Source organism: Arthrobacter sp. RCC_34 (assembly GCF_041360795.1).
Taxonomy (GTDB): Bacteria; Actinomycetota; Actinomycetes; order Actinomycetales; family Micrococcaceae; genus Arthrobacter_E.
Map to the genome: position 1 here is coordinate 264,216 of NZ_JBFUPW010000002.1, position 13,756 is coordinate 277,971.

General features: G+C 68.8%; 3 protein-coding genes. All 3 read right to left on the reverse strand.

Features of this window, described 5'->3' with window-relative positions:
• Positions 1-35 precede the first annotated feature (35 nt).
• Positions 36-6,062, reverse strand: coding sequence for an Ig-like domain-containing protein (locus AB6732_RS09990; protein WP_370959821.1), 6,027 nt, complete (start codon positions 6,060-6,062; stop codon positions 36-38).
• A gap of 243 nt (positions 6,063-6,305) precedes the next feature.
• Entirely contained in the window at positions 6,306-12,491 is a 6,186-nt protein-coding gene (locus AB6732_RS09995; protein ID WP_370959822.1) for an Ig-like domain-containing protein, read from the reverse strand.
• 130 nt (positions 12,492-12,621) lie between these two features.
• Complete coding sequence (locus AB6732_RS10000) at positions 12,622-13,686, reverse strand: adenylate/guanylate cyclase domain-containing protein (protein ID WP_066216948.1); 1,065 nt, start codon at positions 13,684-13,686, stop codon at positions 12,622-12,624.
• Between the last annotated feature and the right edge of the window lie 70 nt (positions 13,687-13,756).

The following is a 13,756-nucleotide window of genomic DNA, read 5'->3' on the forward strand; positions in this document are numbered from 1 at the left end:
AGTGCCCGGGGCCCTGTCGGACCCCGGAAGGGATGTCAGCAGCGTGGCGGCGCTCCGCCGTACACGTCCACGGTAGTGGACTTGACGTACCAACCGGCCTTAGGTGACTCCGTCAGCCGGTACCACATGGTCCCGTTGTTGTAGATGGGGTTGGAGCAGTCGACGTTCAGCTTGCCCCAGGTGCGTTCCACCCAACCGGCGCCGCAGCTCGGACCGTTCGGGCTATAGGTGTCCGGCAGACCGGGCTTGCCCGGACAGGTGCGGTTGTCACCGGCCTTGACCTGAATCTGGTGGCTGGGCGGCGGGGTGGGATCGCCGCCGGACCGGGAGACGTCGCCTCCGGCGGGACCGGCCACCACCGTGACCGCGCGGACGTTCAGCCTCTTGGACACGTTGTAACCCCCGGTGCCGTGCGAATAGCTGTGCACGTTGCCGACATTCTGCCAGCCGCCGCCGTCGTAACTGACTTCGTAGTACTGGATGGCGCGGCCATTGTTCGCCGGAGTGTTCCACGTCCAGCTCACCGATTTGTCGCCCTGGCCGGACGTTCTGCCCGAGACCGCGGGTGCATCCGGCGGACCATAGGGATTGCCGGAGCCCACGTTGGTGTCGTTACCGGCCCGGCTGCTCCGCGTCGAGTGCGCCATGATGGTGATGGCGATGTTGCTGCCGTTCACGCCCACGTTGACGTTGCCGCCCCCTGCGGGGATCGACCCGCCCACGCCGTTGCTGGAACGCCAGGTGTAACTGATCTCATCGCTCGTGGAGCCGTTGCGCGCCGGCCCGGTCAAGGGGGAGAACGTGACCTTGAGTTCCCCCGACTGCCCGGTGGGCGCGACGGAGCCGTTCGTCACCTGCCCCGGCTGCCCGGCTGCTCGCACGGCGTTGGACTGGGGGCTGGTGGCGCCCTTGCCCGCCTTGTTCGTGGCGCTCACCGTGAAGCTGTAATCCGCCTCGGAGTTCGGCATGGAGACATTCGTGCTCGTCTGACCGCCGGGAACGCTGAGGGTCTTGACCACGGCCCCGCCCTGGTAGGTGGTGAGGGTGTACGCGGAGATCGCGGCGCCGTTCGGGTCCGGGGCGGTCCACTCGACGGTCAGCTGGCTCTGGCTGCCGACCGAATCGGTGGAGCTCGCACGCGGCGCCTGCGGCTGTGCCGGGACACCGGCCGGGGTCTCGGCCGTGGAGTAGGCACTGAACTCACTGGGCTCCGGGGCCTGGTTGGAAGCCCGCACCCGGAACTTGTACGCCACGCCGTTCTTCAGACCCGTCCACACGGTGCTCGTGCCCTTCAGGCCCGGCTTGCTGGACACCCCGTTCGGGGCGGGCGGGGAGATCTCCAGTTCGTAGGAAGTGACCGGCGAGCCCTTGGTCACCGGCGGCTGCCAGGCCACGGAGACCTGCTGGTCACCGAACTTGGTGGTCGGCGGGTTCGGCTGCTCGGGGCGGGTGTCCGGGCGGACCTCCGCCGACGGCGCCGACGGCTGGGACTCTCCGACGGCGTTGGTCGCCGTCACCGTGAAGTGGTACTTCACGTTGTTGGTGAGGCCCGTCAGCGTGCAGCTGTTCGCGGGGCACTGCTGGGTGAACCCGCCTTCGCCCTTGACGGTGTAACGCTCGATGGGCGCTCCACGGTCCGCGGGCGGACGCCAGGTGAGCAGCGCGGTGCGGTCGCCCACATTGCTGGCGCTCGGAGTGCCCGGCACGTCCGGCTTGTCCCGCACGGTCAGCCTGATCCGAGCGGTGGCCGTCCGGCTCGGATCGTCCTTCTTGTCACGGACCGCGTAGGCCACCACCATGGTGCCGCTGAATCCGTTGTTCGGCGTCACCACCACGTGGTCGCCGTCGATGACCGCCGTGCCGTTGCCGGTCTCCACCGAGGCCGTCTTGATCTTCAGCGGGGTCTCGGGATACGGGTTGACGTCATTGGCCAGCACGGGCACCGAACGGGGCTTGCCCGCATCGGCATCCGCGACCGTGTCGTCGTTCGCCACCGGCAGCGGCCGGACGGACGCCTTGGCCACGAGCGTGAAGGTCGCGACGGCGGTGCCGCCCCGCCCGTCGTCGGCCTTGATCCGCAGTGTGCCGCGCGTGCCCGGCTTCGGTTCGCCCCTGAGCGAGGACTTGAGCGTCGCGCCGTCGACGCCGGCCTCGAAGCCGGCGGGGGCGTCACCCTCCACGGAGAAGCGCAGCTGATCGCGGGCGTCGGGGTCGCTGGCGAGCTTGGACAGGTCCACCGTGGCTCCGCCGTCCTCGGCCACCTCGACGGTGCTGCCGAGGAACCGCGGCGGGTGGTTGCGATCGGGATCGGCGATCACCTTGGTGCGGATGGTGAGGGTGGCTTTGAGACCCTTGGGGTCGTCCGGCGCGTCACCGTCGGTGACCTCGAAGCTCAGCGAGCCCGGGCCCACGTACTCCCGGTTCGCGGTGTAGCGCAGGGAGCCGCCGTTGTCCCGGACGGCGTCCTGGGCGTTGGCGCCGATCATGGTGACGCGGTCCACCTGAGTGATCCGCGGGGTGCGCCCGTCACGGACCTTCACCCATTCCCTGAGCTGGTAGTCCAGGCTGCTGCCGGCCTTGACCTCAAGCACGTCGTCCTTCGCCAGGACGGGGATCTGCTCCCCCACGCCCGGAACCCAGACGATCGCGGTGGCCTTGAGGCCGTCCACGTCCTCGACGGTGTACGGGACGAGCTGCGCGTCCTTGGCCAGGTTGACCGCCAGGCCGCCCTTGCCGTTCGGATGGGCGTTCGGATTCTCGCTGGAGATCTTGAGCTTCTCCCCCACGCCGTCGGGATCCTCGTCGTTGTCCAGGACCGGCACGTCGACGCTCGTCTTGCCGAGCGTCTGCGCCTGGGTCACACGGTCGTCCCGCGCGATGGGCGCTTTGAGCGGCACGTCCTTCCGCGCGATGATCCGCACGGAGGCGTCCGCCGTCGCGCCGCGGGAGTCGGCGATGGTGTAGCGCAGGCTCTCGGTCCCCTCCTCCGGCGGAGCGGTGGCGAGGATCCGGTGGCTCGTGTCGCTCACGGAGGCCTTCAGCGCGGCGTTGGCGTCGAGCCGGTCCTTGAGGATGCCGATGGTGTCGCCGTCCGGGTCCGAGTCGTTGGCCAGCGCCGCAACGGCGACCTCACGCCCGGGCCGGACCGTGACCGAGTCGTCCACGGCGGACGGGCTCTGATTGACCTCGGGCAGCGGCGCCACGCCGACGGTCACGAGGGCGGTCGCGACGGCGCCCTGCCGGTCCTGGATCCGGTACTGGAAGGTGTCAGTGCCGAAGGCGTCCGTGGCGGCCGTGTAATCGATGTAGTTGCTGCCGAGCTGGACCGTGCCCTTCTTCGGAGCGCTTTCGACGCCCACGAGCTGGACCGAGTCGCCGTCGGGATCCACCGCGTCCATGGGGATCGCGATCCGCACCGTGCCGCCCGCGATGACCCTGCTGGTCACGCTCTTGGCCTGGGGCCGGGAGTTCTCGCGGCCCTCGATCGGCAGGATGTGGATGGTCACCGGCGCGGCGCTCTTCTGGCCCTGGGGGTCCACGGCGTTGTAGACGACGCGCACGGTCTTCGGAGTGGGGCCCGCCAGGAAACGCACGGTCTTCTCGGACACCCACGCCTTGCCCTCCGCGGCGTCGGGCAGCTCCGTGAGCTTCTGGTCGACGCTGAGCTCCTCGCCCTGCGGGTGGGTGTCATTCGCCAGGACGGGGATGGTGACGACGTCGTTCACCCGGACGTTGACCTCGTCCGGTTTCGGCTCGGGCGCCTGGATGACCGCCGGGGCCGGCACCGGGATCACCGAGATGGTCCCCGTGGCGGACTTGCTGCCGTTGGAGATGGTGTAACGGATGGTGCTCGGGGCGTTGGCGCCCCGGACGTCGGTGATCCGCAGGACTTCGTGGTTCAGGATGGTCGCGGAGATTCCAGAATCCGGGTCGACGGTGATCGACTGGAGCACCAGGACGCCGCCGGCGGGGTCGTCGTCGTTCTCCAGCGGTGCGACGAGCGCCTGGCCTCCGGTGGGCAGGAGCGCGACGTCGTGCACGGCCGACGGCGCACCCTCCTCGCGTCCGGACGCCACGTCCACGCGGATGAGGCCCACATTGCTCTGCGGGCCGTTGCTGACGACGTAGCTGACGTAGTAAGTGCCCTCGGACTTCGCCAGGAACGTGAACGTCCCGGCGTCGGTGACGGGGCCCAGCTGGGCCTTGCCCTGCGCGTCGACGCTCGCGAGGCGGAGATTGCCGCCATTGGGATCGACGTCGTTCTTCAGCGGGGAGATCGTGGTCGGCTGACCGGCCACGGCGTTCACGTGGTCCGCGTTGACCTGCGGGACCAGCGCGCCGTTGGGCCGCACGTCCACCGTGACACGGCCCGTGGTGGATTCACGGCCGTCCCAGACCGTGATGGTGACGGTCTTGCGTCCGGGGCCTGTGCCCGCGTCCTGGAAGGTGAGCATGCCATCGCGGCGGACCTTGACCAGGTCCTGAGGGTTCTCGGTCTTGGCATCCATGAGCACCAGCTCATCGCCGTCCGGGTCCATCCAGTCGAGCAGGACGTTCTGGCTGACCTGTTTGCCGTTCTCCACCACCAGGGTGGTCCTGCGCTCCGCCTTCAGCCGGGGAACCGCGTTCTCCTGGGGACCCACCACTCGCAAGGTGACCTGGGCGGTGTTCGTGCCACTGCGGCCGTCGTTGGCGGTGTACCGGAAGGTCTCGGTGCCGGGCGCCGCGGAGGCCGGCACCGCGATCTGGAAGGCGGTCTTGCCGTAGATGGGTTCGACCGTGCCCGCCTTGGGCCCGTTGCCTTCCACGGACGCGGTCAGGACGTCGCCGTCGGGATCCGAGTCGTTCTCCAGCACGGGCAGGATCGTGGTCTGGCCGGGTCGCACGCCGAACGTGTCCGGTTTGGCGGTCGGGGGCCGGTTCGGCTTGGTGCGGTCCGGAAGGACGTTGCGGGCCGTGGTGTCCGAGGAGTTGTCGTCCTGGTTGGAGTTGTGGTTCTTCGGAGGGATGACCTCGTCCCAGTTGTCCACGAGCAGCATGTCCTGGTTGACCAGCCAGACGACGCCGGAGTTCACGTCATTCAGCACCACGTTGTCCCGGTTGACGCGGAAGACGTACTGGGGGCTCTTGCTGGCCTGCGGGATGTCCTGCTTCTTGTCATCCGCGGGGTTCTTACACTGGCGGACGTACTTGTTGATCCCGGCCCAGGCGGCGTAGGTGCAGCCGTTCAGCTGCACCGGGGCGGCCGGAGCGCCGGAACCGTCCACCGCGGTCTTGGCGGCCTCGCCGCCGGACAGCGGAACCTTCCACAGTGCGGTCGGGGTCGCGAGTACGACGGCGTCGCCTCCGGAGCTCGGCTGCTGCAGTTTCGCGTCGCGCGAGTCGGGGATGGTGATGCTGGAGCCGTCCTCCCGGATCACCCGGCCGCTCGTCGCTTCAAAGGCGACCACGGTGTCACCGACCGTGGTGAGCTGGAGATCGCCGGTGTCCTTGAGGGCGGTCACGGTCCTGGTCTCGCGGTCGACACCGGATCCCTGGGCGGACTGCCGCAGGTCCGTCAGCTCCCCCTTGGAGCGGTTGAGAGTGTGCACCGTCCCGTCCGGCCCGGTCACGGTGTTCTGGCCGTTGGCGCCCTGGACGGCCACGGGGGTGTTCTCAGGATTGAAGCCGGAGAGCTCCTCCGGGGTCGTCACCCAGACCTTGCCACTGGACACCTCGGTCAGCGCGACCGTCTGGCCACCCAGGGACAGGGAGGTGGTGGGCGGCAGTTTGAAGTCGGGCCCGAGCCGGACGGACGCGGGATCCACCGCGTTCACGCTGCTTCCGGCGCCGTCCTGCACCAGGATGCGACTCGCGTCCTGCTGGATGTCGAAGCGATTGCTGGCAGGCGTGACGGCGCCGTCAAGCACCCGGGAAGCGTAGTTGAGCCGGCCCACCGCGTTGCGGGCGTTGGACGTGACCCAGACGCCGCCGTCGTTCAGGTCGACATCGGCCGTTTTGAAACCCGGATAGGCGATCGCCGCCGCCGCGAGGGAGAGCGAAATGGCTGTCACAGAGGTCACCGCTGTGACGCGTCGGGCTCTCCGCCCGAATCTGGGGAAGCTGCCGGCTGGGCTCACGGTGCGGGTCCTCACGGGTCGTGGTCGGTCAAGGAGAGGGACAGACCTCCCCCATGAGGTCAGTCACATGTGTCGAGTCTGACACTCAGACTCCAGACTCAAAAGTAACTTCGGCGGAATAACCGGTGCAAGCGCCAGGAATGGGGAGGGCTCCCCATTCCTGGCGCTTGCGCACATCGGCCGAGGTCAGCAGCGTGGGATGCCGTTGGTCTCCGGTTCACCCAGACTGGTCCGGCCCGTGATGATGTACCGGCCGGCGTTCCGTCCGGTCTCCATGCGGTACCAGTTGTTGTAGCCGGAGTTCACCACATTGCCGTTCTTGTCGTAGAACCGGTTGTCGAACCCGACATAGCACTTGACGACGAACGTGTCACCCGGGGCCACCCACGGAACGTTCCGGTCGGCGGCGCCGTCGCACTCGAAGGTGCGCTGGTCGTAGCTGATCTTCGAGCTGTTCTCGTACGAGCAGAACCGATGAGGTGCGGGCTCCACGAAGGCGCCGTTCCACGACCCCTGGCCGCTCGTGGCGGTCGCGGAGCGAGCTGCGCCGCGGGTCCCCTTGGAGTTCACATTGCGGACGTCGATCGTCGCAGGCTTCTGATATCCGCCGGTGTTGAAGGAGACGGAGTCGTTGACGCCCGCCGCCTTCCAGGCGCCGTTGTTGATCCTGTACTCCGTGGAGACCACGTCGTTCGCACCCGTGTTATTGGTCCAGCTGAAGGAGACCGAGGTGGATCCGCCTCCGCCGTTCTGACCATTCACCACGGGGCTGCCAGGCGCGCCGTAAGGAACCGTCGACGCCGGATCGCTCGCGTTCGAGCTCGGCGCCACGGACGAGTCGGCCACCACGGTGATCGCCTGGCTCTGCCCGTTGGTGAATCCACCGATGGTCTGCCCCGGCGTGATCGGCCCGGACTGACCGGAGGGGCTCGCGATGTAGTGGTAGCTGACCTCCGAGCTGCTGGAGCCGTTGCGCTGTGTGGAGTTCAACGGTGCGAAGTTCACTGTGATCTGGTGCCCGTTCCCTCCGGTGTTGGCCGGCGTCGCCGTGACATTCGTCGGCGTGGCCAGCCTGCCGGTGGCTCGGCGCGGAGCACTCGGCGCCGAGACCGGGCTCTTGCCGGCCTTGTTCTCCGCCTGCACGGTGAAGGTGTACTCCGTTTCCTGGTTCGAGACCTGGAACTCGGTGCTGAGCGCGGTCCCCGGCACCGTCTTGGTCAGATCGGCCTGGCCGCCGCCGTGTCGGGTCACGTAGTAGTTCTTCACCGGGTCGCCGTGCGGGTCCGGGGCGACCCAGTCGACGGCGACCTGGTTCGTCGTGCCCACGGCGGAGAGCACGCGGGTGGTGGGGGCGGCCGGCTGCGCCGGTGGGGCCGCCGGGTGATCCGACGCGGAGTAGGAACTCCAATCGGACGGCGTGGGCGCCTTGTTGACAGCCTGGACGCGGACCCGGTACTCGGTGCCGTTCGTCAGTCCGGACCAGGTGTAGCTCAGGCCGGTGACGCCGGTCTTGCTCCCCACCCCGCTGGCGGGGGGCGGCGAGATTTCCAGGTTGTAGCTCGTCACCGGCGAGCCCTCCGTCTTGGCGGGGGGCCAGGTGATCGCCATGTTCTGGTTCCCGGCCTTCACCGTGGGTGCGTCCGGCTGGTTCGGCTTCACGTCCGGGCGGACCTCATTGGATTCGGCCGACGGCTTCGAGTCCCCCACCTCGTTGGTGGCGACCACGGTGAAGCGGTACGGGACATCGTTCTTCAGCCCCGTCAGGGTGCACGTGGTGGTGGTGCACTCCTGGGTGAAGCCGCTGTTGGACCGCACCGTGTACTTGGTGATCGGCGCTCCGTTGTCCGAGGGCGGCGACCAGTGCAGCACGGCCGTCTTGTTGCGGACATCCGTGGCGGTGGGCGCGGACGGAGCGTCCGGCGCGGCCCGGACCGTGATCTTCACCCGGCCCGTCGCACGCCGCGACGAATCCTGCGTCTTGTCGTCCACCGAGTAACGCACCACCAGGACGCCGCGGTAGTCCGCTGCGGGCGTGACGGTGATCGAGTCTCCGTTGATCACGGGCGAGCCGCTCGTGCTCCCCGTCTCGACCTGGGCGTCCACGACCTTCAGGGGACTTCCCGGGAAGGGGTTGACGTCGTTCTCGGTGACCTTGACGGTCACCGGCTTCCCGGCGTCGGCCTTGTCCACCACGTCGTCATTGGCGACCGGGAGCGGGCGCGTGGACGCGACCGCCTGGAGGGAGATCTCGGCGCGGACCGGTTCCGAGCGGCCATCGGTCACCGTCACGCCCACCACCTGGCGGGCTCCGGCGGCGGTCCCGGCCTTGCCGGTCGCCTTGAGCTGCGACCCCTCGAGGGAGATCCCGAATTTCTCGACCGACGGCGTGCCGTCCAGGGCGAAGCGCAGCTTCTCCTGATCGCCCTGGTCGACGTCCTTCGCCAGACGGCTGAGGTCCAGGGTGACGGTCTCGCCGTCCGGAACGTCCAGGGGGCTCCCCAGGAACGTGGGCGCGTGGTTGGCGTTGGGGTCCGGGTTGACCTTGGTGAGGATGGTCAGGGTGGACTTGAGGCCGTCGGCGTCGTCCGGACCGCTGCCGTCCGTCACCTCGAAGGTCACCGAACCGGGACCCACGAAGTTCTTCAGGGCCGCATAGTGCAGGGTGGCTCCGTCGGAGCCGAGCACCTTGTCTGCGGAGGCGCCCATGACCTTGATCTTCTCGGCCACGGTGATGCGGGGCGTCCGGCCCGGACGCACGGCGACGTAGTCCGAGAGCTTGAGGTCGACGCTCTGCCCCGCCGTCACCTCGACCACCTGGCTGTTCTTGAGCGCGGGCGGCATCTTGCCCTGGCCCGGCACGTGCATGATGGCGGTGGCGGTCAGTCCGTCCAGGTCCGTGACGGTGTACGGGATGAGCTGGGCGTTCTCCGCCAGCTTCACACGCACCTTGCCGTCCGGTCCCAGGCTCGCATTCGGATTGCCGTCCGGGAAGGTGATCTTCAGATCCTCGGTCACCCCGTCCGGGTCCGAGTCGTTCTTCAGCACCGGGATGTCCACGGCCGTCTTGCCGAGCGTCTCCGCAAGGGTCACGTGATCGTCGTTGGCGATCGGCGCCTTGGGCACCGCCTTCGGATTGACCTTGAGGACGACGACGGCGCTCGCCTGCGCGCCCTTGTCGTCGACGATCGTGTAGCGGATGTTGTGGGTGCCCTCCGCGCCCGGCGCGGTCAGGAGCACGCGCCCGTTCTCGGTGGCGGACGCGTTGAGGCCGGACTCGCTTTCGAAGCGGTCCTTCACGAGCGCGATCGGGTCCCCGTCAGGATCCGAGTCATTGGCCAAGGCATCGACGGCGATCCGTCGGCCGGGCTTGACCTCGGCGTAGTCGTCCACCGCCAACGGCTTCTGATTGACGGACGCAGCCGGGGCCACGCCGACGATCACGGTGCCGGTGTTCTCGGCGCCGATGCGGTCCCGCACCCGGTAGGTGAAGGTGTCCGTTCCGGCCGAGGCGGAACCGGCGATGTATTCGATGACGCCCTCCCCCAGCACGGCAGTGCCCAGGGCCGGGGCCTTGTCCACGCCCACGAGCTCCACGGAGTCGCCGTCGGGGTCGATGCCGTCCAGCGGGATGGCGATCTTGATCTTCATCCCCGCCAGGACCCGCGCCGTGACGTTCTTCGGCTCGGGACGGGCGTTGCGCTCGTCGTCGCGCGCCTTGATCCGGATGGTGAGCTGCGCGGAGTCGGCCTGGCCGGACTCATTCATCACCTTGTACGTCGCGTAGACCGTCTTGGGCGTCGGGCCGGCGAGGAAGCGAACAGTGTTGCCGGAGGTGAAGATGCGGCCGTCGGCGCTGTCCGGCACCTCGGGCAGCTTCGAGTCCAGCGTGAGCTTCCCGCCGTTCGGGTCGACGTCGTTGGCGAGGACCGGGATGGTGACCACGTCGCCCACGCGGACCGTGGCCTCGTCGTCCTTGGCCTGCGGCGCGGGCAGTTTCGATGGTGAGGGGATCACCACGACGGCGATCTCGCCCGTGGCGGACGCCTTGCCGTTGGAGATGGAGTACTTGAGCGTCACGGTGCCCTGGGCGTGCAGATCCGTCACGCGGACGACGCTGTGATCCAGGACGGAGACGCTCACGGGCGCCCCGTTCGGAAGCGTCACCGACTGCACCACCAGGACGCCGCCGGCAGGGTCGAAGTCGTTGCCCAGGACGTCCACCAGGGTGCTGCCGCCGCTCGGCAGCTGCGCGACGTCGCGCACCGCGATGGGCGGTCCGTCCGCGTTCGACGGGACCACGTCCACGCGCACGAGCTGCTGGGCCGCGGCCGGGCCGTTGGTCACGGTGTAGGTCACGTAGTGGGTGCCGACCAGCGTCGAGCTGAACTGGAACGTCTGCTGATCGGCGCCGATCACGGCCGTCGACTGCGCGTCGGGGGCCACCCGGGCGAGCCGGAGGGATCCGCCGAGCGGGTCGACGTCGTTCTTCAAGGGGGCGACCGTGATCTTCTGGCCGGCGGGCACGATCACCGAATCCGCGTTCGCCAGCGGCGGCAGGGCGCTCGGCGGCTTGACGTCGGCCGTCACGCGGATCTCGGCGGTGTCGCGGCCGTCCGAGACACGGAGCGTCAGGGTGCGCTTGCCCGGCGAGGACCCCGCGTCCTGGAGGGTCAGCTGGCCGTCGGGCCGCGTGCGCACGACGTCGCCGGCATTGCTGCTGGTGGCGCCGGTGAGGAACATGTCATCCCCATCCGGGTCCATGAAGTCCGGCAGGACGTTCTGCACCACTTGCTTGCCCTGCTGCAGCACGAGACTGGGCACGCGCCCCGGCTTGAGCTGCGGCTTGCGATTGACCTCGGGCGGGACGACGTCCAGCGTCACCTGGGCCGCGCCCTGGCCTCCTCGTCCGTCATCCGCGATGTACTTGAACTCGGCGCTGCCGTGTTTGTCCGCGGGCACGGAGACCTGGAATCCGGTCCCGCCGTAGATGCTCTCCACTCGTCCGATCGACGGCTGGTTCTCCGCCCGCACTCTCAGCACGTCGCCGTCGGCGTCCGAGTCGTTGTCCAGCACGCTGAGGATGGTGGTGCGGCCCGCGCGCACGCCGTAGCTGTCCGGCTTCGCGACCGGCGGGGTGTTGGGCTTGCTGCGATCCGGCAGCGTGGTCTGCTGGACCTCGTCGGCGGAGTCCTTGTCCGCGTCCTGCGAAGTGTTCTTCGGCGGGATCACGTCGTCCCAGTTGTTGACCAGCAGCATGTTCTGGTTCACCAGCCAGACGTTGCCGGCGTTGATGTCGTTCAGCACCACCAGGTCGCGATTGACGCGGAACACGAACGACGGCGAGGCGCTGGCCTGCGGGACGTCGCGTTGCTGGTCATCGGCCGGGTTCACGCACTTGCGCACATAGCGGTTGCTGCCGCTCCACGCACTGTAAATACAACCGCCTTGCTGCACCGGCGCCGCGGCCACTCCGGTCCCGCCGGCGTCGACCGAGGTGGCCTTGCCGCCGTCGAGCGGCTGGACGATCAGCGCGGTGGGGGTGGCGATGGCCACCTGGTCCGCATCCGGCCCGCTTTGCTGGAGACGGGCGTTCCGGGCGTCCGGCACCGGTACGGTGCGGCCGTCCGGCAGGAAGAGCTTGCCGCCGGCCGGGTCGAGCACCACGGTCTTCTGCCCCAGGACCGCGAGCTGCACCTCGCCGGCGCCCTTGAGGTCCGCCCAGTCCCTGCTGGCGCGGTCCGTGACCGTCCCGGACTCGTCCAGGGAGAACTGCGTGACGGTGCCCTTGGTTGCATCCACCACGGCGACATGGCCGTCGGCGCTGACCGCGGCTCGGATCCCGGCGCTCCCCTTGACCGTGGGTTCGGCGGAGTCCGGCGAGTAGCCGCTCAGGGCCTCGGCCTTCATCGCCCAGACCTGGCCCTTGGACGGATCGGCCACCGCGACGACGTCACCGCCGATCGAGGAGGTGGAGGACGCCGCGAGTTTCTGCTCGCCGCTCAGCCGCACCTTGGCGGGGTCGACCTGGCCGAGAGCCGAGCCCTGGCTGTCCTGCACGAGGACGTTCTGGCGGGACTGGAGGATGTCGAAGGAGTTGCTGGCGGGCGTGACCGCGCCGTCCAGCACCCGGGAGGCATAGTTGAGGCGGCCCACCGCATTGCGGGAGTTCGAGGTGACCCAGACGCCGCCGTCGTTGAGGTCCACATCCGCGGTCTTGAAACCGGGGTACGCGATCGCGGCCGCGGCCAGCGACAACGACACCACCGTCACCGAGGTGATCCCCAGCACGCGCCGGCCGGTGCGGCCGAGGTTGAAGAACCGTCGCTTGCCCCCGGCGCTGAATCCTTGTGGTTTCGTTCCGTCAGGGCTCACGTCAATCCTTCGATGTCATGCAGGAGAATGCGGTGTCGGAGCGGCCCCCGCCCGGACGCTCCTGTCCCCTGAGTTTTTCACGCCGGTGATCCAACTCAAAAGTAACATCGAATGAATAATTGCGGGAGTGTCAGTCCACGACGAGCCCCGGGCCCGCTCCCCGCTCCAGCAGAACCGGCGATATCTCGCCGAATCCGCGCACATTCTCCGGCTCCTGCGGAGTCAGGATGTAGCGCTCATCCCCCGCCAGGACGCTGGCCGTCAGAGAGTCGATCAGCACCGTCCCCGGTTCGGCGAGCGCGGTGAGGCGCGCGGCCAGATTGACGGTGGGACCGTAGATGTCACCCATGCGGGAGAGGATCCGTCCCCAGACCAGGGCCACCCGGGTCTTCGGCAGGATCTCATCGTCCTCGAAGGCCTGGGAGAGCGCCAGGGAGATCTCGGCGCCGGCCGTCGGGGTCTCGGCGACGTAGAGCACTTCATCGCCGATGGTCTTGACCAGGCGGCCACCGCCCACGGAGATGATCTCCGCGCACTTGTTCTCGAAGCGCTGGACCAGCTGGGCCAGGGTGCGCTCGTTCATCCGGCGGGAGAGGCTCGTGTAGGAGACCAGATCGGCGAAGCCCACGGCACGTGCCAACGGCAGCGGGGCGTCGTCCTCGTCGCCTTCGCGGCCCTCCTCGCTCGCCTCGAGGCCGGACGCGGCGCGGACCGAGAGCCGCTGGACCGCGGCGTTGAGCTGACGGCGCCAGGAGTACCGGAGCACCTGCTCGAGCGGGTCGATCAGGGCGGGGAGCACGTCCACGATGTTCTGCCGGGCTTCGGCGTCCGGGATCCCCTGATTGGCCATGAGGTCCTCGACGAGCGCCTCGACCTGCCAGACCACCATGCGGTCGGTCATCTGCCCGATCGAACGGGCGATCGAGATGGCAGTCTCCTCGGTGAGGAGGCCTTCGCGCACCAGTCCGACGATCGTCTCCAGCGCCTGCTGGTCCGATTCGGTGAAGGCTACGTCCTGGTCCCCCCAGTTCGGGAAGCCGAGGGCGCGCCAGATCTTGCGGGCGGAGTGCAGCGACACGCCCACACCGGAGGCGACTTCGCGACGGCGGAGGGTCCGGTCACCGCCGAGGAGTCGGCGCTGCAGTTCACGGACCGAGCCGACCTGAGGAAGCGAGGTGGTGGGCACGGGCACCACGGGGGTGTGTGCGTCGGAGTCCGTCTCGTGCGGGTCGACGGCGGGGGCGGCCTGGCCGGAGGTCTCCTCG